The sequence below is a fragment of the Wenyingzhuangia marina genome, assembly GCF_900130035.1.
In the GTDB taxonomy this organism is placed as follows: Bacteria; Bacteroidota; Bacteroidia; order Flavobacteriales; family Flavobacteriaceae; genus Wenyingzhuangia; species Wenyingzhuangia marina.
This window is the reverse complement of record NZ_FQXQ01000002.1, coordinates 269,701-293,852: the sequence shown is the minus strand read 5'-3', so window position 1 is coordinate 293,852 and position 24,152 is coordinate 269,701. Positions and strand designations below refer to the sequence as shown.

Sequence of the window (24,152 nt, the reverse complement as noted above, 5' to 3'; positions counted from 1 at the left end):
TTAGAAAGTAAATATTGTAATTATCTTACGAAAGCGTTAGCCATACCACCATCTACATTGATGATATTTCCTGTAGATTTATCAAGAATTCCAACAAAAGTGAAAACTCCATTTGCAATATCTGCAGGGGTAATAATTTCATTCAATAAATTTCTTTTAGCGTAAAATGCTGGTAATTCTTCAACGGTAATTCCGTTGGCTTTGGCTCTACCTTCAGCCCAAGCACCTTCCCAAATTTTACTACCAACAATAACTCCATCAGGGTTTATTGTATTTACACGTACTTTATCTTTAGCCAATTCAGCAGCTAATAAACGTACCATGTGTTGTTGTGCAGCTTTAGCTGTTCCGTATGCAACGTTGTTTGGTCCGGCAACCAATCCGTTTTTACTTGCAATAGAAATGTAGTCTCCTCCTAATCCTTGTTTACGAGTAATTGCAGAAAACTGCTTTGCTAAATCAAACTGACCTTTAACTAAAATACTTTGTAAAATATTCCAGTCTTTATCTGTAGTATCTTCTAAAGATTTAGAAATTGCTAACCCAGCACTGTGTACAACAATGTCAACACCTCCAAACTCTATACAAGCTTTTTTGTAAGCAGAAGCAATAGATTCTGGGCTAGTTACATCACAAATAGCATAAGTGGCAATGTCTCTTTTATAAGTAGCATTAGCTTCTATTAAGCTTTGTTCGTTAATATCAGTTAAAACAATATTAGCACCTTCAGCAGCTAATTTATCCGCAATTGCCTTACCAATTCCTCCACCGGCTCCTGTTACTAAAGCAACTTTACGAGACAATGGTTGTTCTTTTGGCATACGTTGCAATTTAGCTTCTTCTAATAACCAGTACTCAATATCAAAAGCTTCTTGTCTTGGCAAAGAAGTATATTCAGTAATTGCTTCAGCACCACGCATAACGTTAATAGCGTTTACATAGAATTCATTAGCTACACGTGTTGTTTGTTTGTTTTTAGCGAAACTAAACATACCCACTCCTGGATAAATAATAATTACTGGATTTGCATCACGAATAGCAGGGCTGTTATCTTTTTTACAAGTATTATAGTATTCTGTATATTCAGCTCTATAAGCTTCAAATGCAGGTTCTAATTTTTTTAAGATTGCTTCGGTATCAGATAAATCTTCATTTTTATCTAATGTTAAAACTAAAGGTTGAATTTTAGTTCTTAAGAAGTGGTCTGGACAAGAAGTTCCCATAGGAGCTAATCTTTCTAAATCGTTACTATTGATGTATTCCATAATAGTATCAGAATCAGCAAAGTGTCCAATCATTCTGTTTTCAGAAGAACATAAACCTCTTAAGACTGGCATAATTTGAGCTGCTTTTTCTAAACGCTCATCTTTTGGTAAACTTTCAATTTTTTGACCGCCAAAAACACTTCCTTTTTCAGCGATTTTTTTCTCAATATATTCAGAAGCCATTTCAATAACTTCTAAACTGTTCATATAACATTCATAAGACGTGTCTCCCCAAGTAAATAAACCGTGAGAACCCAGAACAATACCTCTAATTCCAGGATTATCAGCCAAACATTTTTCTAACTGTAAACCTAAATCAAAACCTGGACGTTGCCAAGGCACCCATCCCATAGTGTCACCCCAAATTTCTTTGGTAACTTTTTCACTGTCTTTTGCTGCAGCAACAGCAATTAAAGCATCAGGGTGTAAGTGATCTATATGAGCAAATGGTAATAAACCATGTAAAGGTGTATCAATTGATGGGGCTTTACTGTCTAAATCGTAAATACAGTGATCAAATAAACCAACCATACGATCTTCATCTTCTAAACCACCGTATACATTTTTTAAATCTCTTAATCTCTTTGTGTATAAACCAGCAATACCAGCTCTATCTAAAGTTCCAATGTCTCCACCAGAACCTTTTACCCACATTACTTCAACTTCTTCATTTGTTAAAGGATCTGTTTCAATTGTTTTACAGCTAGTGTTACCACCACCGTAATTGGTTATTCTTAGGTCTGCTCCTAATATATTAGAACGGTATAAGAATAAAGCTACTTGATCATCTCCCAAAGCATTTGCTTTCTCATTGTCCCACAGATAGTCAACGTATTTGAAGTTTTTAGTCTGATTTCCCATTTTTAATTTTTGATGTAATAATATTATGTAATGATCCAAAAGTATGATATGAGTACAGTGTTTCTATCCTGTACTGTACTGTTGGAGTTAAATTAATTTTAAAAAAAAACCAATTTAATATATATTAAATTGGTTTTTTGATGTTTTTTAAATTGATTTTCTATCAATAAAGTTAAAAGGAATTTTTACTTTTCCTTTTTCTTTGTTTAATATCATTTTAGCAGCAGTTTCCCCCATAATCTTAAAATCGGTAGACATTACTGTGATGCCAAGAAGTTCTTTTAAAGGTGTGTCGTTATAGGAGATAACTCCTATTTCTTTTCCTAAAACATATTCATCTTCTCTAATTTGTTTGATTAATTTAACAAGGTCTGATTCCTCTATGGTGACAAATAAATCTCCTCTTTTTAAAATAATATCATCATAAACCTCGTCAAGAATTTCAAAATCTAGTTTGTTTTCTACACAAAATTTTCTGAACCCATGTAAAATTCTTCTAGGATATGGGTATACAGATTTTGAAGGATATACTAATATAATATGTTCATATTGTTTTATTTTATTTATTCCTTTATTCAATGCATCATAAATGTCGTTTTCAAAGTCTTGATAAACTTCAATGATGTCACCATCAGCACCAAGTTTGGTATTGTCTAATACAACTAATTTTTCTTTGGGTATTTTTTGAATGGCATTATATACCTCATCTGTAAAACTAATATGTCTTAAGTTGTCAGTTTTAAAATGTGGCATGATTACATAATAATCATAACTAGATTTATATTTATTTAACAAACTTAAAAAGACAGATTCGTCACAGTGATATACGTGAATATCCACATGTGAATTTGCTCCTATAGTGTTGATAAAAGAATCATAAATCCTAGTTTTATACGTGCTTAGTTTGTTAACTAAAAACAGGATATTAACTTTTGATATTAGTTTGGTTCTTGTAATATAATAACCTTTACCTCTAATAGAAGAAATAATGTTGCGTTGCTTTAAAATGCTATAAGCTTTTTCTACAGTATCTCTAGACAAATAAAATTCTTCACTAAACATGTTTATTGAAGGAATTTTTTGATCTATTACAAAATTCCCTATTGATATGTTGTGAATGATAGAGTCTACTATTTGTTGGTATTTTGGTACCCTTGAATTTTCATCAATGGTAATAAATTTGGTCATTCCCATTTTAATGGTTGTGTTTGGTTAAAGGAACTAGAAGTAAATAAATGTTGATTATCTAATTAAACAAAAATAATATTGATTAATAGTTAATAAATTATTGAATTTTATAACGTATTATTGCTTAATTCTTAATACAAATTAAGTTAAATTATACTTCAAAACAAAATATTATAGAATTCAAAAGAACTATTTAATATAAGCTATATTTCTTATATTGAAGTAATGCAGGATAGTTTATTGTTCTTACATAAATACTTTTACAGGTTTATTAATATACTCACCATTTATAATATTAATGGTTATTTTAATCGAGACAACAGAAATGTAATCTTGTTTATATTTTTAGCATAGGGTAATTAAGATATTTTATGTCATTTAATCATGTATATCAATAGAAGATTAAGTGAATATATTTTTTATCTTCGATGGTTAATAAAAGATTTATATATCTAATTAAAATCAATGAAAGTATCTGTTGTTATTGTAAATTATAATGTCCGTTATTTTTTAGAGCTATGCTTGTATAGTGTAAAAAAAGCGCTTCGAGATATTGAGGGAGAAATTATAGTGGTCGATAATGTTTCTAAAGACACAAGTTGTGAAATGGTTAAGGATCTTTTTCCTGAAGTTGTTTTAATAGAAAACACAGAGAATGTAGGTTTTTCCAAAGCCAATAATCAAGGAGTTGCCATTGCAAAAGGTGAATATGTATTGATTTTAAATCCTGATACTGTAATAGGAGAATCACTTTTTGATGAAATTTTATCTTTCGCTGATCAACAGAATGATTTAGGAGCTTTAGGAGTAAGACTGATAGATGGAACTGGATCTTTTTTACCAGAAAGTAAACGAGGTTTGCCAAGACCCAAAACATCTTTTGAAAGAATGATAGGTTCTAATCATAGTGGGTATTATTCTAACTATTTAACAAAAGATGGAATTGGTAAAGTTGAGGTTTTGGTTGGAGCTTTTATGTTGATTAAAAGACAACGTTACCTTGAAGTAGGTGGTTTTGATGAGGATTATTTTATGTATGGGGAAGATATTGACCTCAGTTATAAACTAACAAAAGCGGGGTATACTAATTATTATTATGGGAAATCTGTTGTTATTCACTATAAAGGGGAGAGTACTCGTAAAGATGTAAAGTATTTAAGACATTTTTATGGAGCTATGAATATTTTTTATAAAAAACATTTTAGATATACTGGTTTAGATCATTTCCTAATGAAAGCTGGAATTAAGGTATTGTTTTTGATAAAATATATGCAACTTAGTAACGCACCAATTATTGTTAATGATACAAGTAGAATCCTTTTTGTAGGGGATAGAGATGTTACGTCTAATTTGCAATTACAAAAAAAAATTATTCAAGTTCCAGATCAAGAATTGATAAAATTAGAAGAATATATTACCGAGTATGAAATTGAGGAAATTTGGTTTGAAGAAGGAGGTTTGACTTATAAAGAAATTATTAATCAAATAGGGACTCACAGATTTAGTAAGGTTTTATTTAAAATCCTCCCACAGAATACCAACTTTTTAATAGGTAGTAATTCTATGGATGGTAGGGGAGAAGTAATCTTCTTAAAATAAAAAAGACATCAAAATTTTTTGATGTCTTTTTTATTGTTATTCTTTTTCCCAATTCTTTTTAGCTCTCATTTTTTTGTAAAGTTTTACCATCATCATTAAGGTAATAGAAAAGAGTAATATTCCTGCAACTCCCCATATCCAACCAATGGCATTTTTTAGTACTACTAAAAATACAACAGCAAAGAGAATAATTGTAGCAACTTCATTCCATAATCGTAATTGCATGGTGCTATATTTACATACATTGTTTTGCAATTGCTCAAAAATTCTATGACAAATATAATGGTATAAATATAGAGCTAATACAAAAGATAGTTTTACCCACATCCATGGTTGTTCCAGGTAATATGGCATTAAATACAATAAATAAAAAGCAAATAAACTGGCTAAAATAGCTGATGGCCATGTGATAATATACCACAATCTTTTTTCCATCAACTTGTATTGCTTTTGTAAAATAGCTCTAACAGGTTCTTCTTTTTCTTCGGCTTCAGTGTGATAAATAAAAAGACGAACCATGTAAAATAATCCAGCAAACCAAGTAACTACAAAAATAATGTGTAGAGATTTTACGTATAAATATTCCATAATATTTTATTTGTTAAGCCATTCATTTAACCAGTTACTCACTACGGCTACCCAGTCTTCTCTATCGTTTAAACATGGAATAGTGGTGAATTTTTCTCCAGTATTTTCTTCAAACTCATGCTTGGCTTCCATCCCAATTTCTTCAATAGTTTCTAAACAATCGGCAACAAAAGCTGGAGTGACTACTGCTAGTTTTTTAATTCCGTTTTGAGCTCTATCATTAATGGTAACATCAGTATAAGGTTGTAGCCATGGATCTTTTCCTAGTCTTGATTGAAAAGATGTACTGTAAAAACCAGGTTTTAAATTTAGTTTTTCAACCACCCCTTGAGTGGTTGCGTAACATTGGTGTCTGTAGCAAAATTCATGAGCTTCAGATTTTGTATTACAACATTCACCATTTAATGAACAATGGTTTCCGGTTATATCTGAGTTTTTAATATGTCTTTCTGGAACACCATGATAAGAGAACAATAAATGATCGTATTCTTCTTTTTCTAAAGTCTCCTGAATACTTTTAGACAACACATCAATATAATCTTGTTTGTTATAAAAAGCAGGAAAAGAACTTAATTTAATTTTTGGAAACTTGTCTCTAATAATTCTTTCAGCCAAAACAACAATGGTTTCTGTTGTTGCCATGGCAAATTGAGGATATAGAGGGACTAATAAAATGTCTGTAACTCCTTGATTTGCTAATTCAGTAATTCCTGTTTCTATAGATGGTTTTCCATATCTCATCGCCAAAGCCACTGGAGCTTTTACGTGTTCTTTTACTTTATTGGTGAATTTTTCTGAAATAACAATTAACGGAGACCCTTCATTAGTCCATACCTTGCTATAGGCTTCGGCAGATTGTTTGGGTCTTGTGTTTAGAATAATTCCTTTTACCAATAAGCATCTTGTTAAAAAAGGAACATCAATTACACGTTCGTCCATTAAAAATTCATCTAAATAATTTCTTACATCTTTTACAGATGTGCTGTTAGGAGAGCCTAAGTTTACAAGTAATATTCCTTTCATTATAAATTACTTTTATGTGTTAGTTGTTTTGTGATTTCATACAAACTCACACTAAGGCTGTTAATTACATTCATAGAAGAGTTTTTTCCGTACATAGGAATGTGGATGCTTTCATCACAAAGATTTAATGCTTCTTGGTTAATTCCAAATCTTTCGGAACCAATTAACAAAGCTATTTTTTTATGGTTTGTAAAATTGTATTGTTGTATGTTTTTGCTTTTGTCTGTAATTTCTAAGGCAATAATAAAATAGTCCTCTTTTTTTAAAGCGGATATTAATGAAATGATATCATGATAGCTAATGATATTAATGTTTTTGTCAGTGTTTCTAGCGGTTCGTTGTACCAGTCTGTTTTCTGTATTTGGAGAATTATCGTTTAAGTAAAACTTTTTTACACCAAAAGCCTCAGAAACTCTTAAGCCCATTCCCACGTTTTGTGGTGTTCTCAATTCTTCACCAATAACAATTAACGGAAAATCCATATTGTTATTTACAGTTTTATTGTGTTTTAGCTGTTCCATTAAGTGTTGATTTGTTTGGTGAATTGTTTGGGAGTAACTCCAAATTTACGTTTAAAAGCAGCTATAAAATGACTAGAGTTACTGTAGCCTATTTTGTTTCCAATTTCATTTACGTTTAAGAGGTTTTCTATTAATAATTTTTTAGAATACTCTAATTTATAATTCAGTAAAAAAGTAAAAACAGGAGCTCCATAAACTTCCTTAAATCCTTGTTTTAGTTTTTTAATATTCAATCCAACTGTTTTAGATAGTTCTTCCAAAGATGGAGGATCAGCCATTTGATCAATGATGATGTTTTTTACCTGTCTTAATTGGTTAATGGTATCTTCATTAGCCATAAAAGGACATTTTTCATCGGTATTTTCATCAGCATTGCTAAAGTAAAGACTTAGTAATTCGTATACTTTTCCTTTAATGAATAAAGTATGTAGCGGTGTGTTTTTTGGTTTTGTAGCCAATTGATGCAATACTACTTGTAAAGCTGTGTTGGTATCTTTTTTTTCTATAATAGGTTTTCCAACAATGAAGTTGTCATAATTAAAAAGGTAATTGTTTTCTGCTGTAAATAAAGAATGAAAATATTGAACAGGAATTAATAATACAATTAAATTGCTATTGGTAGGTAATTCAAAAAGTAAATTCATTTCGGTTTCTTTAAAATAAACCATGCATGAAGTGTCTTTTTCTAAATTAACAGCACAATGCTCCATGTTAAATGCAACTTTGCATGAGTCGTTTAAATTAAAAAAAACATAAATATAATTTCTATCATCACTATGTTTATAATACTGAATATCAGTTTCATGATTGGTGATTTGTAGGATGCTAAAGTCCTGAGATTCATTTAAAAAAGTAGCAGTACTTTTATCGATGTTTTTGTATTTGTTTGGATCAAAATGAATCATTTTTTTAACGCTATTTTTTGTTTTAATCAGTACAAAATTAAGTTAATTACTCTTAATTACATTGAGAAATATGTTTTTTTAATACACTTTTATTAATAGCATAGGTATGTGATTTTTATCATAGGATCGATATAAGTTCTAGGTTTTTAGGTTATTTAGAGATGTTTTAAATTACAGGCTTTACCTTATGGAGTTGTTTATAGTCCTTTTGTCGATGTTTTTAAAAAAATAATGGTGGTACTTTTGTCGATACTTATGGTATGTCAACATATGAATAAAGATGAAATAGGAACCAAACTCTATAACATTGGAGTTAGTTATAAAAAGGCGGATGTGGAGACACGTAGCGCTTTTAGTTTGTCTAAGCAAAAACAAATTGCTTTACTAAAAGATGCTAAGTCTAAAGGAATTGATGGAGTAATGGTGGTTTCTACTTGTAACAGAACAGAAATTACTGGTTTTGCAAAACATCCTTTTGAATTAATTAGTTTGTTATGCGAACACTCTAATGGTACCGTAGAAGATTTTGTTAAGTTTTCTAATATTTATAAATCATCAGAAGCTATTTTGCATTTATTCAAAATAGGAACAGGTTTAGAAAGTCAAATTTTAGGAGATTACGAAATTGTAGGGCAACTTAAACAAGCGTATCAAATAGCTCAAAAATACGGAACCATTAATACTTATTTAGAAAGGTTGATGAACTCTGTGTTGCAGGCAAGTAAAGAAGTAAAAAACCAAACGGAACTTAGTTCTGGAACTACTTCGGTGGCTTATGCTGCTACTCAATATATTATTGAAAATGTAGAGAACTACAATTCTAAACGTGTGTTGGTTTATGGGTTAGGAGAAATTGGTAAAAATGCTTGTAAAAATTTACTTGAATATACAGAAAACAATAATATTCATTTAATAAACAGAACACACTCTAAGGCAATTGAATTTTCAGAAGTTCATCAGAATATTGCAATTAATACATTTGAAAATTTAGAGGTAGAAATTGAAGATGCAGATATTTTAATAGTATCTACAGGTTCTGATATGCCAACTATTACTACTAAAAATATTAGTAAAGATAAATCAATATTAATTTTAGATTTATCAATGCCAGAAAACGTTCATAAGGATGTAAAATCATATGAAAATGTTACGTTGGTAAATGTAGATCAGTTATCTAAAATTACAGACAAAACCTTAGAAAAACGTACTGCTGAAGTTCCAAAGGCAATGTTGATTATAAACAAGCACAAACAAGATTTTAACGAGTGGGTAATGCATCGAAAATTTACGCCTGCAGTAAATGCATTAAAAGAATCTTTGTTAGCTATTCAACATGATGAGCTGGATTTACATAAAAAACGTTTAGAAGGTTTTAATGAAGAACATGCAGAAATTATTACTTCTAGAATGATTCAAAAAATCACCACGCAGTTTGTAAAGCATTTAAAAGATGAAAATACATCTGTCAATCAAAGTATTGATGTGGTGAGTAAAATATTTAATACTTCTCTATAAAAACTCTATAATGAGTAAAGTCATCAGAATAGGTACAAGAAATAGTGAGTTAGCGTTATGGCAAGCCTATTTGGTACAAGGTAAATTACAAGATCTAGGATATCAAACAGAAATAGTTGAATTGTCATCTATTGGTGATGAAATTTTAGACATTCCCTTGCATCAAATTGGAAGCATGGGGGTTTTTACCAAAACATTAGACGTTGCCATGTTGCGTGGACAAATAGATATTGCAGTTCATTCTTTAAAAGATGTACCTACACAATTACCAGAAACCATTGTACAGGCAGCTGTTTTAGAACGTGCAGATGTACATGATGTAGTTGTTTATAAAGGAACAGAAGAAGATTTGGTTGCAGATGGTGCAGTTATTGCTACAGGTAGTTTACGTAGAACAGCTCAGTGGTTACACAAATATCCAGCACATACTTTAACAGATTTGCGTGGAAATGTAAATACTCGTTTACAAAAGTTACAAGATAATAATTGGAATGGAGCCATTTTTGCTAAAGCAGGTTTAGAGCGTATTAATTTGTTGCCAGAAAATCATTTGGTGTTAGATTGGATGATTCCGGCACCTGCTCAAGGAGCTATTATGGTTACAGCTTTAGAATCGGATAATGAGGTTCTAGAAGCTTGTGCTAAAATTCATCATAAAGAAACAGCTTTGTGTGTGGGAATTGAGCGAGATTTTATGAGAACTTTAGAAGGTGGATGTACAGCTCCTATTGGTGGTAATGCAGAAATTGTTGCAGATAAAGTAACTTTTAAAGGTTTGTTAAGTGCTATTGACGGTAAAGAACAAAAGGGTGTTTTTAAAATTGCCGATTTAAAAGATGCTAAAGGTTTAGGAGAGCAATGTGCTCAAGAAATTTTAGCAAATGGAGGGGATGTTTTAATGGCTGAAATCAAAAAAGTAATTAAAAAATAAAAAGTCACTTTGAGTGATTTTGAGTAATAAAAAATTGTATAGAGAATAAATGAAAATTCTATCTACTAAAATATTAACCAATCATCAACAAGACTTATTAAAAGGGTTTGATGTGAAAGAAGTATCTATGATTGATATTTCTTTTGGAGAAGGGTTTGTATTAGATCAGAAGATAGAAAATGCCATTTTTACAAGTGTTAATAGTGTAAAGTCTGTATTTGAAGTTCATAAAAACAAAGCAGATTTATTTAATACTGTTTTTTGTGTAGGAAGTAAAACACAGAAATTATTAGAGAAACATGGAGTAAAAGTAGAAGTTGTAGCTAGTAATGCTCAAGAATTATCAGATCTTTTAGTTGATAAAATTGCAAATCATGAACTTAATATAAAAGAAGTTAATTGGTTTTGTGGAAATATAAGAAATACTGTTTTACCAACCATTATGGCAGAAAATGGTGTTTTGGTTACAGAATATATTGTGTATCAAACAACATTAGTTCCCCAAAAAATAAAAGAAGATTTTGATATTATATTGTTTTTTAGCCCTACAGGAATCATAAGTTATTTAAAAAAGAATTCAGTTGTCAATAAACCTGTTGTATGTATAGGAGTAACTACAGCTACAGAAGCTTTAAATAGTTTTAATGAAGTATATATGGCAGAAGATACTACGGTAGAGTCTGTCATTCAGAAATTAAAAGAAATAATATAGTACAAAGTTTAATTACAGAGTACTAAGAAGTAATAAATTACGTAGCTACGATAGTCTTTGTACTGTGTACTATGTACTAACTACTAAGTTATGAATAGAACAAGACGATTAAGAAAATCCGAAGGAATTAGAAGATTGGTAAAAGAAAATAATCTTACCGTAGATGATTTAATTTATCCTTTATTTATAGAAGAAGGAGAAAACATAGAAAAAGAAATTGTTTCTATGCCTGGGATTTTTCGTTTTTCGCTAGACAGAATTTCAAAGGAATTGGATGAAGTTGTAGCTTTAAATATTCCAGCTGTTTTGTTGTTTGGAATTCCATCAGAAAAAGATGATGAAGGAACTGAAACGTGGAATGATAACGGAATTATGCAACAAGCGGTTCGTTTCATCAAAAAGAATTATCCTAGTTTATATGTCATTACAGATGTTTGTTTTTGTGAATATACAAGTCATGGACATTGTGGAGTTATTCACGAGAATGATGTAGATAATGATGCTACTTTAATCAATCTTGCTAAACAAACCATTTCTCATGCAAAGGCAGGAGTAGATATGGTAGCTCCATCAGGAATGATGGACGGAACCATTGCAACCATGAGAGAAGCATTGGATAATAATGGTTTTCCAAATATTCCAATTATGGGATATTCCGTTAAATATGCCTCAGCATTTTATGGACCTTTTAGAGATGCTGCAGATTCTGCTCCAACATTTGGAGATAGAAGAACCTATCAAATGGATCCATCAAACAGATTAGAAGGGCATAGAGAAGCCTCTTTTGATGATGAAGAAGGAGCAGACATTTTAATGGTAAAACCTGCTTTATCTTATTTAGATATTATTAGAGATTTAAAAGAAGATTTTGATAGACCGATTGCTTGTTACAACGTAAGTGGAGAATATGCTATGGTAAAAGCAGCGGCAGAAAAAGGTTGGATTGATGGTGAACGTGTAATGATGGAGTCTTTATTGTCTATGAAAAGAGCAGGAGCAGATATTATCATCACCTATTTTGCCAAAGAAGTAGCTAAAATATTAAGTAAAAAGTAAAAGGATTTTAAGATTAAGGATACTTTAAGTTTCAATAAACATAAATATCTTTTTACCTTTTACCTTAAATCATTATACATTAAATAAAAATGAACTTTAACAATTCAGAAAAACTATACAAAAAAGGATGTGAAAATCTTGTGGGAGCTGTGAATTCTCCAGTGAGAGCATTTGCTTCAGTAGGTGGAAATCCATTGTTTATAGATAAGGCAAAAGGAGCTTATATCAAAGACGTGGATGGAAATAAATACATAGATTTGGTATTGTCTTATGGACCTATGATTTTAGGCCACAGAAATAAAAAAGTCGAAAAAGCAGTAACCAAAGCTATAAAAAAGGGAACTTCTTTTGGTGCTTCTACCAATGCCGAAATTAAATTGGCTAAAATAGTTTGTGATGCTTTTCCTGGAATGGATAAAGTTCGTTTTGTAAACTCTGGTACCGAAGCAGTGTTAAGTGCAATTCGTTTGGCAAGAGCACATACAGGAAAAGATAAAATTGTAAAGTTTTCGGGTTGTTACCACGGACATATGGATGCCATGTTGGTAGCAGCAGGTTCTGGATTGGCAACTTTAAGCTTGCCAGGTTCTAAAGGAGTGCCTTCTCAAGCGGTAGAAAATACGTTAATTTCTGAATACAATAATTTAGAAAGTGTAAAAGCTCATTTTGAAAAACATGATGATATTGCTGCGGTTATTTTAGAACCAGTAACAGGAAATATGGGAGTGGTGCAGCCAAGTGATGAATTCATAAAAGGTTTAAGAGCTTTAACCAAAGAAAAAAATGCATTACTAATTTGTGATGAGGTGATGACTGGTTTCCGTTCTAAATTTGGTGGTGCACAAGAATTGGTTGGAGTAGAAGCTGATATTACTTGTTTAGGAAAAGTAATTGGAGGTGGTTTTCCTGTGGGAGCTTACGGGGCTTGTAATGAAATTATGGAAAACGTTGCGCCTTTAGGGGGAATGTATCAAGCAGGAACTTTGTCAGGAAATCCAATTGCAATGGCAGCGGGAATTTCTACATTGACAGAGTTGAAAAATCAAAATCCATATGATAAGTTCAATACTGTTGCTGAAAAATTAGAGAACATGTTGTTGTCTTCTGCTAAAAAATACGGTGTTGATTTAGTAGTGAATAGATTTGGTTCTATGATCAATCCATTTTTTACCAATAAAGAAGTAAAAAACTTTGCAGATGCTCAAACTTCTGATACTGCAAAATTTGCTAAATTCTTTTGGGCAATGATTGAAAATGGGGTGTTTTTACCACCTTCACAATTCGAAGCTTGGTTCTTATCTTCAACCATAACAATAAAAGAATTAAAGAAATTAGAAATAGCGATAGAGAAATCTATGGCTGTTATAGCTGAGTAATATGTAAAAGGGTAAAAAGTAAAAGGTAAAAAGACGTTTTTAAATGCATAATTTTAGAGAGTTAAAAATATGGAAAATATCTAAAGACTTTTGTAAAGAAGTTTATTTAGTAACAAAATCTTTTCCTAAATCTGAAATTTATGGATTAACAAGTCAACTGAATAGAGCGGTTGTTTCTATACCTTCAAATATTGCTGAAGGCTGTGGAAGAGAAACAAGTAAAGATTTAGCAAGATTTATTACCATTGCTTTGGGATCTGCATACGAAATAGAGACTCAATTAATTATTGCTTTTGAATTAGAGTTTATAAAAGAAGAAGATTTTGAAACTTTATTATTTAAGATAAAGCAAATTCAGAAGATGTTATATAATTTTAGACGAACATTAAAATAGAGATTGGATGAAAAGTCTTGTTACTTTTTACTTACAATCATTTTACTAGATATGATAAAAAACGACCTATACTTAAGAGCCTTAAAAGGAGAAACTGTTGAGAGACCTCCAGTTTGGATGATGAGACAAGCAGGAAGATACTTGCCAGAGTTTCAAGAGATAAAAAAGAAGTACGATTTCTTTACACGTTGTCAAACACCTGAGTTGGCAGCAGAAATTACAGTACAACCGATTCGTAGATACGGAATGGATGCCGCTATTTTGTTTTCAGATATTTTGGTGATTCCGCAAGCGATGAATATTGAAGTGGAAATGAAAGCGGGCATAGGACCATGGTTACCAAACCCTATTCGTACCATGCAAGATGTGGAAAAAGTAATTGTTCCAGATATTGATGAGACTTTAGGATATGTAATGGATGCCATTAAATTAACCAAAGAAATGTTGAATGATGAAATTCCATTAATAGGTTTTGCAGGTTCTCCATGGACTATTTTGTGTTACTGTATTCAAGGTCAAGGATCAAAGAATTTTGATAAAGCTAAAGAGTTTTGTTTTACACAACCTTTGGCTGCTCATGCATTGTTACAAAAAATTACAGATACAACTATTGCTTATCTTAAAAAGAAAGTAGAAGCGGGAGTAAATGCTGTTCAGGTATTTGACTCTTGGGGAGGAATGTTATCACCGGTAGATTATCAAGAGTTTTCTTGGAAATACATCAATCAAATTATTGAAGCTTTAAAAGATGATGCTCCAGTAATTGCTTTTGGAAAAGGATGTTGGTTTGCCTTAGAAGAGATGTCTAAATCAAATGCTTCTGCGTTAGGAGTAGATTGGACCATTACTCCAGAATGGGCAAGAAAATTAACAGGAGGAAATATCACACTGCAAGGTAATTTTGATCCTACACGTTTGTTCTCGCCACCAGCAGAAATAAAGAAGCAAGTAACCACTATGATTGATGCTTTTGGAAAAGACAAATACATAGTAAACTTAGGGCATGGTATTTTACCAAATATTGGTTTAGACAATGCCAAAGCATTTATTGATGCAGTTAAGGAATACAATGCTTAATTGTAAAATGTAGAAGGATTAAAAGTAAAAGGATATAAGTTGTAGAAATGATTTCTATATTCTTAACTCTTTTTTTGAGAGTTGTCTTTATACCTTCTACGTTTAATCTTTTTACTAATGAAAAAAATGAAAGAACAATTTTATCAATACATACAAAATTTACAAGATACTATCTGTGCTAGTCTAGAAGCTGCTGATGGTGAAGCAAAATTTGTAGAAGATTTGTGGGATAGACCAGAAGGAGGAGGAGGAAGAACTCGTGTAATTTCTAATGGACAAGTGTTTGAAAAAGGAGGAGTTAATATTTCTTCTGTACATGGAGAGTTACCAATGGCTTTACGCAAACAATTTGGAGTAGAAGCAGGTAATTTTTATGCTTGTGGGTTGAGTTTGGTCATTCATCCTAAAAGTCCAATGGTACCTACGGTTCATGCTAATTGGCGTTATTTTGAAATGTATGATGAGGTAGGAAATGTGGTAACACAATGGTTTGGTGGAGGACAAGATTTAACACCTTATTATTTGTTTGATGAAGATGCTATTCACTTCCATACAGTTTGTAAAAATGCTTGTGATAAACACAATACTGAATTTTACCCTTTGTACAAAAAGAAATGTGATGAGTATTTCTGGAATGCTCATAGAAATGAAGCGCGTGGAATAGGAGGTTTGTTTTTTGACTATTTAAAGCCCACAGAAGAAATGTCATTGCATCAATGGTACAATTTTGTAACAGAAGTTGGAAATAGCTTTTTAGAAAGTTATGTGCCTATTGTTGAGAAAAGAAAAGGGTTGACATATATCAAAGAACAAAGAGATTGGCAAGAAGTACGTAGAGGACGTTATGTTGAGTTTAACTTAGTTCACGACAGAGGTACTTTATTTGGTTTAAAAACCAATGGTAGAATAGAATCTATTTTAATGAGTTTGCCTCCTCATGTGCAATGGCATTATTGTCATGAACCTGAAAAAGACTCAGAAGAGGAAAGATTATTAAAAGTATTAATGAATCCAAAATCTTGGTTATAAATGAAACTACTAAGACAGCTTATCTTAGTAATTTCAGTTTCTGCTTTCGGTCAGAAAAAGGATACTTTATATGTGGAGAATTATTCACATAGAATAAATATTAAAACTTCTTTAGAGTTAGAAGAGCAGGCATTAGAAGTAACCAATCTTAATAGTTTAAATAATTATTCTTTAAGACAAAATGAAGTAGGTAAACTGGCTTTTTCTCTTAATTATAATATATTGGGAATTAAAGTTGGTTTTTCTCCTGATTTTTTAAAAAATGATTTTGATCTTAAAGGACCTGCAAAATTTAGACATTACAGACTTAGAATTTATTTTCCAAAACTTTATCAGCAATTTTATTATTATCACACCAAGGGTTTTTATATAAAAAATACTTCTGAATATAATGAAGATTGGATAAAAGGTGAAGATGCTTATTTACAAGTCTCAAACTTAAACACATTAGAAATAGGTGGAGAAACCAGGTATTATTTTAGTAATAAATTTGGTTATAGAGCTATTTTTTCAAATACTGAAAGACAAATAAAGTCTAAAGGTACATGGATGGCTTTGGTAAAGTATCATTACTCTATAATTGAAAAACCTTCAGATGATTATTTTGTATTAAATGATGAAAGTTACAACATAAGCTTAATGGGGGGGTACATCTATAATTTGATTTTAGATAAAAATAAATATTTATTTGGTCAAATAACCCCAAGTGTTGGACTTAAATATGTGAAAAATATTCACGATAATATTAATGGTGGAGTTGATAGAGATGATATATTAATTCATAACATAGGGTTAAGAACTCGTTTAGGTTTGGGCTATAATTCAAGTAAGTTTTATTATGGTATAAGTGTATTGATAACCTCAACCAATTATCCAGAATATTCTAATATAGATTTGGTAGATTCCAGAATATTTGCTTCTATTCATTTAGGATATAGATTTAAAGCTTTTAAAGGCCTTGAAAGATTATTTCAAAAAATTGGTTTATGACTTTAAATTATCTAATAAATAAGTATAATCATGTTGTAAATCTTCATGAAGAGTGCCAATCTTTTTTTCTATGTTTTTAATTTCTCTTGTGTATAAGTTAATTAATAATTGATTTTTAGTCATAGAGGGTCTCATAGATCGTAGTTTTTTACAAAAATAGAGTAGTAGTTCAACTTCTGTTTCTTTTACGTTAGAGTAGCGGATATAGGTTTTAACTGATTTTAGAATTTTACGAACACTTTTTTTGATGTAGAAATAAGAACTAGTATTAATTGCTTTAAAGGCTTCATCCATTTCTACTTTAATATCCTGAATATAATCTTGTTCGTTGTTAGATTCAAAAAGCAAATAACTTAAAAGTTCTTTATTCTCTTTTTTGAATTTAGATAACCTTAAAATAATATGAATGAGTTCTGTTCTACTAATATTATCTAAGGCTGTTTTGATTGGTTTTATAGTAGCTGCTTTCATAGTACTACGAAGATATAATAAAACATCAATAAAAATTGAGACTGTTTTTTATTGATGTTTAGATAGTGTATTTAAGTTTTTGTTATTTTTTTATTAAAATAATGTGAAATTAATTTTGTTTTAGTTTGTGTTTTTATATATATGCTGAAATATTATCAGTTATTGGTAATGGATTAACTAAAACTAACTATTTCTTATTTAAGAACTATTTGAAATGTGCACTTTAAAAAGTGCACATTTTTATTTTACAGAAGTGTTAAAATCTTTTTTATCTGTGAAGTATTAACAGAAATCTGTTGATATTCATTAATGCTTTTATTTTTTCCCATTTGAATGTTAGGATTAAAATAAGTCATATCACTTTTTTCAAATGTTTTACAAGAGGCATGGTATTCTTTAGCTTTTGTTTTTATGTAGATTTCTTTAATATTTTTATCATTGATTCCACTTCCAGGCATGATAATAATATCATTTTTAGCCAATACTACAAGTTGCTCTAAAACATCTATGCCTTCATAAGCGGTGTTTTTTCCACCAGAGGTTAATACTTTTTGAATGCCAATTTCTTTAAGTTGCTGCAAAGCTTTAAACATATCATTACACATGTCAAAAGCTCTATGAAAAGTACATTCTAAAGGAGAGGCTAATTCTTTAATTTCTTTAACTTGTTTAATATTAATATCGCCAGAAGCTGTTAACATTCCAAAAACAACTCCGTTAGCTCCAAGTTTTTTAATTTTTAGAACATCTTGTTTCATAACTTCAAACTCTGCGTTGTTGTATAAAAAATCACCACCTCTTGGACGAAGAATTACGTTTACAGGTATTTTCACTCGATCTAAGACATATTTTATAGTTCCGTAGGATGGCGTAGTACCTCCTTCAGTAAAATTTTCACAAAGTTCAATTCTATTAGCTCCGGCTTCTGCTGCTTTAATGGCTGAAGTAGCAGAATAACAACATATTTCAAGGGTATTCATTAATATTTTTAAGGTTTATAGGGTTTTACCACCTTTAATTTATCTCCAGACAAATCTATTTCAAATAAATGAGGGACTCTATGGTAATTACCTTTTACAACGGAGTGACTATGAATGGCCATTAAAGTTTTTCCTTCAAAAGTTTTAAAAATCATTCCATGACCAAAATTAGGAGGAGTAATAGGTTCTTTTTCTTGGATCCAAGGACCGTCTAAAGTTCCACTTTTTGAGTAAGCAACTCCTTGAACATATACATCATGAATCCAGCTAGTCCAAATCATTCCTAAACGTCCAGTTCCCGTTCTAAATAAGTAGCATCCATCGGTTACTTTATTCGGTCCAATAGTACCATCATTATTTTTCTGTTTACTCCATGGGGAATCACTTGCTTTAAATAATAATTTCCCTTTTCCAATACTACCACTTAAATCTGGTTTTAGCTCTATTTTTTCTATGGTACCATTTTCATTTTGCAACCACTCGTAACAATATACCATATAAGGTTTGTTGTCAGTATCTATCCAAAAAGTTCCATCTAGAGTAGGCATGTTAGCAGGTAAGTAGGTTTTGTCATTCATAGGGGTATAAGGACCTTCTGCTTTATCACTCACCAATACATGGCTGGCTCTTCTGTCAATAATATTTTCTCCTACGGTATCTATTTTTACTCGTTTATTTGTAAACGTAGCAAAATAGTAGTATTTGTTTTTATATTGATGTAATTCTGCAGCCCATATCATGGGTCTAGTCCCCATCCATGAGTTAGGATCTGTTTTAGCAACTCTATATGGACCTTCCCATAAAGCTAAATCTTTACTTTTCCATAAAAAACCTCCTGTTCCTGTCATATAGTACATCTTAGTTTTAGCATCGGCCAATATAGCGGGATCGCTAAGTCTAATACTATCTAATGGAATGTTTTTTTTTATCTTTTTTTTGTTCTGACTTAAACAATTTGCTGATTGAAAAAAGAAAAATAGGAAAAGAGTAATAGTTAAAATGAGTTTTATTTTCATGAGTTGGTTTGTTTCAGTTTTTCATTAAAAAAATCAATAGTCCTTTTCCATGCTAATATAGCGGATTCTTCATCATAGCGTGGAGTAGTGTTATTATGAAAACCATGATGAACTTTAGGATAAAAATAAGCTTTATGTTCTAAATTATTAGCTTTTAAATTAATTTCATATGCTGGCCAACCAGCATTTACACGTTTGTCTAATTCCGCATAATGTAATAACAAAGGAGCTTTAATCAATGTTGAGTCTTCAGCTGAAGGTTGTCCTCCATAAAAAGGAACAGATGCTAAAAGTGTTGGGATTTTTACAGCCATCATATTAGAGATCCATCCACCAAAACAAAAACCAACAACCCCTATATTTCCATTACAATTAGGATGTCCTTTTAAATAATGATAAGCGGCTATAAAATCTTCTAACATTTCATATTTATCACGTTTTTGTTGTAATGCCCTACCTTCATCATCATTCCCAGGATAACCACCTAGCGGACTTAATGCATCAGGAGCAAGACTGATAAAATTTTCTAAAGCCGTTCTACGACCTACATCTTCTACATAAGGATTTAATCCCCTGTTTTCATGAACCACAATCACACCCGGTAATTTTTTATTATGTTTTTTAGGCATAGAAAGCAATCCTTTAATGGTACCACCTCCTTTAGGAGAAGGATAAGTGATATAATTAGCGTTGATATTAGGATCGTCTTTTGCCACAGTCATCGTATCGGTATAGTTGGGAGAAATAAAACTAAGTAATGAGCTCATGGTAATTCCACCAACAGCATACAATGATAACTTTTCTAAAAACTGAGAACGATTGATTTTGTTATGTGCGTAAGCATCATACAAATCAAATACTTCTTGATTGATATCTTCTTTTTTAAGGGAACTCATAGATTTTATTTTTCTATTAAAATACCTAATTAAAAGAGGGTGTCAAAATAAATGTGTTTCATCAGATTAAAATTTTATCTAACCAAAGTAGCCCCCATCAATCCTACAACTAAATCATTAGAATAGGTTTCTAGGATTAGTGATTTTAATTCTTTTTGGTTGTTTAAAGGCAGATCTAACAATTGTGCTGCACCTCCTTCAATTTTATTCGTTCCATTCTTTTTTAGTACTTCATAAGAATCCATATGCCATTCTCCCGTTTTTAAATACAAACGGGGAGGTTGCGGTTTTCCTGTGTCAAAAGCAAAATCATCTTGATAATAATCTTGTTCTATTGGCCACCAATTTTCTGGACTGATAAGTTCTAATTTGTCTGAACTTCCATCGATGTAGTTAACCGTTACTATTCCATTAATCATTCTAGTTTGCATATGATGTGCAGAACCAGCCATTAACAAATAAACATGTTTGGCTTTTCCTTGTAAAGGAATGTTTACAGATTCAGGATAATTATCCCATTGAGAAGTAAATATAATATTATCCGTAGGCTCTCCTAAAATGTTAAAAGGAATTCCTTGTGGAGACACAATCTGATTGTCTTTTCTTGCCTTTGTCATTAAGCCAGAATCATCAATTTCTTCGTGCTCTTTATAAGAACACCAATCTCCAATTCCCTGTACAGGAATACTTAAAGTTGGATATGGAGAACGAGGTGAAAAATATTGTTCTTCAAAAATATTAACAATCCTATCATTATAATAATTTTTTAGGTTGATGGTTTCAAAAACGGTATTGGTATTGGGTTTTACATTCCAATTTAAATATGTTTTTTGATATTGAATATCTTTAGTTTTAATGTTTACAAGGTTGGTTCCTGGTAATAAATTATTGTTTGGAATTTTAATATTCTTAGATAGACTATTGTTGTTGATGTTTATTTTTTCTTGATACTGATTAATTTCAATAGTTCCATTAATCAATTTATGAGTATTATTTTTTACTGCTATTTGAAAATCGTTTTCAATTCCTTTTTCTTTTTTGATGATTTGAATAGCTGAAATGATATTTAACTGAATAGGTTGCCACCATTTGTACTTTCCTTGTTCTAATTGCACAAATAAAGTTTTGTTTCCAGTTGATGATTTTAACTTTAATTGAATATCATTTGTGTGTTTTTCTATGGTTGAAAAAACATCTTGTGGATTAAATAAATTTACGATTTTAGCCTTATTAAAAGGAATTTTTATGATTTCATCTGGAGTTACTGTGTACTTACTTTTTGGAGAGGAGAAGTCAGCACCACTCCATGTAATTTGAATGTCAAAAATTGAATCTATAGGTGTTTTGATTAGAATTTGTGGTTGCCCCACAGCATCTTCTTTGTTTTGCCATTCAACCTTTTTTCCATTGACACTTACGTTCTCAATCTTTTCTCTTCTTACTTTTAAAATTAATTCTAAACTGATGTCAGTTTTAAAGTTTGTGGTGATGTTGTATACATCAGTATTTTTATTTTGTTTGTAATCAATGCCAATGTCTTGAGTTTTCATTATAGCAAATTGCCAATCTTTTGGCCAACCAGGAGTAATTTCTATTTTTTTATTGATAATATCTGCTTTTACCCCAAACAAACCTTCTACAAAAGCTCTAGAAGCTACCCCAACAGGATCAGCAAAATCACGATACAATTCTCCTCTAAAAGCATCAAAATGGGATAATTGCCCAAAATTTCCTGGAGAACTTCCCATATACATATAATCGTACATGGTTCCTTTCATCAACTTAAAAGCTTCATTATTTCTTCCCGATTTCCAATAGGCTAGGGCAGTGTGTAAAACTTCGGCCATGGCTACATTGTTAATAGACCAAGTGTAAGGCATCCAATTACTGGTTGATAAAGTGTATAAGTTTTCTTGTGTTTTATCATTGGTGTAAACAGGAATATGTGGAATGTTGTTATCTACATATTTTGTTGCTTGATAAGCTTGAAAAGGATTGCTGATTCCTTCATCAATAGCGTGATAAATAGTCCATAATGCAGGAGTAGGGTGGACTAATTTTTTTCCTAATAAATCTTGATATTCGGCATAAGTTCCCTTGTTTTCTAGCCACAAACGTTTGTTGATGGCTTTTAAAATTTTTTCAGCTTCCTTTTGATAAGGAGCAGGATTTTCATCAATAAGTTTTGCCAATTCTGCCGCTTGTTTGTTAGCGCTATAATTGTAAGCAGATGCATGGGTAACCGCACCACCACTGTATTGTAAAGCATCACTTGCCCAAATAGCTGCATAAGCATTGTAAAGTCCATCGTTGTCAGGATCAAAATTTCTTTTTTCCCATTCTAAATGTCTTTCTATTACTGGCCAACTTTCCTTTAAAAAATCTGTATCACCTGTCCATTTAAAATGCCACAACAACTGGTTGATAAACACCAAGTTCATGTCGTAATGATGAGGTTTACTTTGTTTATTCGGGTTTCTACTGATGTATCCAGAAGTAAAAATAGAAGTTCCTTTTTCTTCTTTATTTCTGGATAAATGAGTTTTAGGATCGGCTACCACAGGTCCACTTTTAGGATCTGTATATTGAGCAGCAAAATAACCTCTAAAATGTGCTTTGGCTCTATCGTGATTTCCTAACCAATCGGCAGCATAAGCACCTCTCCAACCTGGTAAAGGCATTCTCCAAGCCACAGCTCCATGCATAAAATAAGACTCATTATCCCAAATAGCATCCGCAGCAGTTGCCAATTGAGCTCCAGCAGCATTTAGATATTTGTCTGGAGTATTCATCCAAAATTTATTCGCAATTTTTTCACGAATTTTATCAGTTTTAGTATATAAACTCTGCATTGATTTATGCGTAGCAGGAACTCCTGTATCAGGATTATAGAGCATAAAATAATTTTCAGTTGAATGATTAAACTCAAGACTACCTACGACAACTGGAGCATCAGATTCTTTTGAGTTTAGTAATTCATTAGGCGTTTCTAAATGATGAGCATCTCCAATTTTTAAAGAACTATTTGTAGTAACAATTCCTGCAATTCTCTTTCTTGTGATGAGTTTATTATTGTTGATTTCATCATTATTAGGTTTAGCGTTTTTAGGGGTTTCTCTGCCTTTACTATAATATAAATTAAAAGCCCCTTCGTTTAAATAAATATCATTATTAATACAGTTTTCCGCTTTTAAATAAAAGTTAGATTCAGGATCTGCTCCTAAATCCCCTTCTCTAGAAAATCTTTTTCCTGTGGCTCCACCAAAAGTCCAAACCAACTTTACATCCTCAGGAATGTTATTGGAGTTTACTTTTAAAATCATTCCATCAGCCTCTTGTAAGGCTAGTAATTCTAACTCTAATTTTCCATCTTTTAAAATAGAATCTATAATGCTGTATTTTATAGCACCAGCACCATAGGTCATTTTTATGTTTTCAGCATCAATTAGCCAAATGGAAGTATCATTATTTGCTAATCCTAACTTTAGCGTTCCACCATAACGAGTCATATACAAGCCAAATTCAGGCAAATCCCCAGCTTCTACTCTAAAACCAGTATTGGTTCCGTATAAAGCACGGTTGAATCTTTTTTCTCCGTTTATAATAACAAACTCATTTCCTTCGGGATGGTAACGGAGTTCACGAGTTTGATGGTGCCAAGTTTTTTGAACACTAATGTTTTCATTTGTTTCTGTATGGCAACTTGTAAATATTGATACTGATAGGAGTAGTATAAGGTACTTTTTCATAAAATGATTT

At 31.2% G+C, this 24,152-nt stretch carries 21 protein-coding genes; 10 read left to right on the top strand and 11 right to left on the bottom strand.

What is annotated here, in order from left to right; translation table 11 throughout:
• Nucleotides 1-20: 20 nt before the first annotated feature.
• The gene (locus tag BUB70_RS05310) at nt 21-2,126 is read right to left on the bottom strand and encodes a bifunctional aldolase/short-chain dehydrogenase (RefSeq protein ID WP_073119076.1); all 2,106 of its coding nucleotides are present in this window, start codon (nt 2,124-2,126) and stop codon (nt 21-23) included.
• Nucleotides 2,127-2,273: 147 nt separating this feature from the next.
• Nucleotides 2,274-3,314 (bottom strand): GntR family transcriptional regulator, encoded by a 1,041-nt coding sequence (locus tag BUB70_RS05305; RefSeq protein WP_073119766.1) that lies wholly within the window; start codon nt 3,312-3,314, stop codon nt 2,274-2,276.
• A gap of 465 nt (nt 3,315-3,779) precedes the next feature.
• On the opposite strand from BUB70_RS05305, the gene BUB70_RS05300 reads away from it, so the two are divergent.
• A complete protein-coding gene (locus tag BUB70_RS05300; RefSeq protein ID WP_073119074.1) occupies nt 3,780-4,913 on the top strand; it encodes a glycosyltransferase family 2 protein in 1,134 nt (377 codons plus the stop codon).
• 36 nt (nt 4,914-4,949) lie between these two features.
• Here BUB70_RS05300 and BUB70_RS05295 read toward each other — a convergent pair whose 3' ends face one another.
• The 4 genes from BUB70_RS05295 to BUB70_RS05280 are packed head-to-tail and all read right to left on the bottom strand — an operon-like array spanning nt 4,950 to nt 7,950.
• Nucleotides 4,950-5,501, bottom strand: coding sequence for a CopD family protein (locus tag BUB70_RS05295; RefSeq protein ID WP_073119072.1), 552 nt, complete (start codon nt 5,499-5,501; stop codon nt 4,950-4,952).
• Nucleotides 5,502-5,507: 6 nt separating this feature from the next.
• A complete protein-coding gene (gene hemH / locus BUB70_RS05290) occupies nt 5,508-6,524 on the bottom strand; it encodes a ferrochelatase (RefSeq protein WP_073119070.1) in 1,017 nt (338 codons plus the stop codon).
• Nucleotides 6,524-7,045: a TrmH family RNA methyltransferase gene (locus BUB70_RS05285; RefSeq protein WP_073119067.1), complete on the bottom strand. Its 522-nt coding sequence runs from the start codon at nt 7,043-7,045 to the stop codon at nt 6,524-6,526. Before BUB70_RS05285 ends, hemH begins: the two co-directional genes overlap by 1 nt.
• The gene (locus BUB70_RS05280; RefSeq protein ID WP_084730189.1) at nt 7,045-7,950 is read right to left on the bottom strand and encodes a helix-turn-helix domain-containing protein; all 906 of its coding nucleotides are present in this window, start codon (nt 7,948-7,950) and stop codon (nt 7,045-7,047) included. Before BUB70_RS05280 ends, BUB70_RS05285 begins: the two co-directional genes overlap by 1 nt.
• 270 nt (nt 7,951-8,220) lie before the next feature.
• On the opposite strand from BUB70_RS05280, the gene hemA reads away from it, so the two are divergent.
• The 9 genes from hemA (at nt 8,221) to BUB70_RS05235 (ending at nt 17,030) form a co-directional block, all read left to right on the top strand.
• Nucleotides 8,221-9,465: a glutamyl-tRNA reductase gene (gene hemA, locus BUB70_RS05275; RefSeq protein WP_073119065.1), complete on the top strand. Its 1,245-nt coding sequence runs from the start codon at nt 8,221-8,223 to the stop codon at nt 9,463-9,465.
• A 10-nt stretch (nt 9,466-9,475) separates the two neighbouring features.
• Nucleotides 9,476-10,396 carry a hydroxymethylbilane synthase gene (gene hemC, locus BUB70_RS05270; RefSeq protein ID WP_073119062.1) on the top strand — a complete coding sequence of 307 codons (921 nt, stop codon included), beginning with the start codon at nt 9,476-9,478 and terminating at the stop codon, nt 10,394-10,396.
• Between the two features lie 49 nt (nt 10,397-10,445).
• Nucleotides 10,446-11,108, top strand: coding sequence for a uroporphyrinogen-III synthase (locus BUB70_RS05265; RefSeq protein WP_073119060.1), 663 nt, complete (start codon nt 10,446-10,448; stop codon nt 11,106-11,108).
• A 90-nt stretch (nt 11,109-11,198) separates the two neighbouring features.
• Nucleotides 11,199-12,164: a porphobilinogen synthase gene (gene hemB, locus BUB70_RS05260; protein WP_073119058.1), complete on the top strand. Its 966-nt coding sequence runs from the start codon at nt 11,199-11,201 to the stop codon at nt 12,162-12,164.
• A gap of 89 nt (nt 12,165-12,253) precedes the next feature.
• Complete coding sequence (gene hemL, locus BUB70_RS05255; RefSeq protein ID WP_073119055.1) at nt 12,254-13,540, top strand: glutamate-1-semialdehyde 2,1-aminomutase; 1,287 nt, start codon at nt 12,254-12,256, stop codon at nt 13,538-13,540.
• 43 nt (nt 13,541-13,583) lie between these two features.
• Nucleotides 13,584-13,934: a four helix bundle protein gene (locus BUB70_RS05250; RefSeq protein ID WP_073119053.1), complete on the top strand. Its 351-nt coding sequence runs from the start codon at nt 13,584-13,586 to the stop codon at nt 13,932-13,934.
• 51 nt (nt 13,935-13,985) lie between these two features.
• A complete protein-coding gene (gene hemE, locus BUB70_RS05245; protein WP_073119052.1) occupies nt 13,986-15,011 on the top strand; it encodes a uroporphyrinogen decarboxylase in 1,026 nt (341 codons plus the stop codon).
• A 126-nt stretch (nt 15,012-15,137) separates the two neighbouring features.
• Nucleotides 15,138-16,040 carry an oxygen-dependent coproporphyrinogen oxidase gene (gene hemF / locus BUB70_RS05240; protein ID WP_073119761.1) on the top strand — a complete coding sequence of 301 codons (903 nt, stop codon included), beginning with the start codon at nt 15,138-15,140 and terminating at the stop codon, nt 16,038-16,040.
• Nucleotides 16,041-17,030, top strand: a complete 990-nt coding sequence (locus tag BUB70_RS05235) for a DUF4421 family protein (protein WP_073119050.1) — start codon at nt 16,041-16,043, stop codon at nt 17,028-17,030.
• Here BUB70_RS05235 and BUB70_RS05230 read toward each other — a convergent pair.
• The 5 genes from BUB70_RS05230 to BUB70_RS05210 all read right to left on the bottom strand — a co-directional run bounded on the left by BUB70_RS05230 (nt 17,025) and on the right by BUB70_RS05210 (nt 24,142).
• A complete protein-coding gene (locus tag BUB70_RS05230; protein ID WP_073119047.1) occupies nt 17,025-17,501 on the bottom strand; it encodes a hypothetical protein in 477 nt (158 codons plus the stop codon). The genes BUB70_RS05235 and BUB70_RS05230 overlap by 6 nt on opposite strands.
• 245 nt (nt 17,502-17,746) lie before the next feature.
• A complete protein-coding gene (locus BUB70_RS05225; RefSeq protein WP_073119045.1) occupies nt 17,747-18,481 on the bottom strand; it encodes a copper homeostasis protein CutC in 735 nt (244 codons plus the stop codon).
• An 8-nt stretch (nt 18,482-18,489) separates the two neighbouring features.
• Nucleotides 18,490-19,497 (bottom strand): glycoside hydrolase family 43 protein, encoded by a 1,008-nt coding sequence (locus tag BUB70_RS05220; RefSeq protein WP_084730188.1) that lies wholly within the window; start codon nt 19,495-19,497, stop codon nt 18,490-18,492.
• Nucleotides 19,494-20,393: a dienelactone hydrolase family protein gene (locus tag BUB70_RS05215; protein WP_073119043.1), complete on the bottom strand. Its 900-nt coding sequence runs from the start codon at nt 20,391-20,393 to the stop codon at nt 19,494-19,496. Before BUB70_RS05215 ends, BUB70_RS05220 begins: the two co-directional genes overlap by 4 nt.
• Before the next feature lie 74 nt (nt 20,394-20,467).
• A complete protein-coding gene (locus tag BUB70_RS05210; protein WP_073119041.1) occupies nt 20,468-24,142 on the bottom strand; it encodes a DUF4450 domain-containing protein in 3,675 nt (1,224 codons plus the stop codon).
• Between the last annotated feature and the right edge of the window lie 10 nt (nt 24,143-24,152).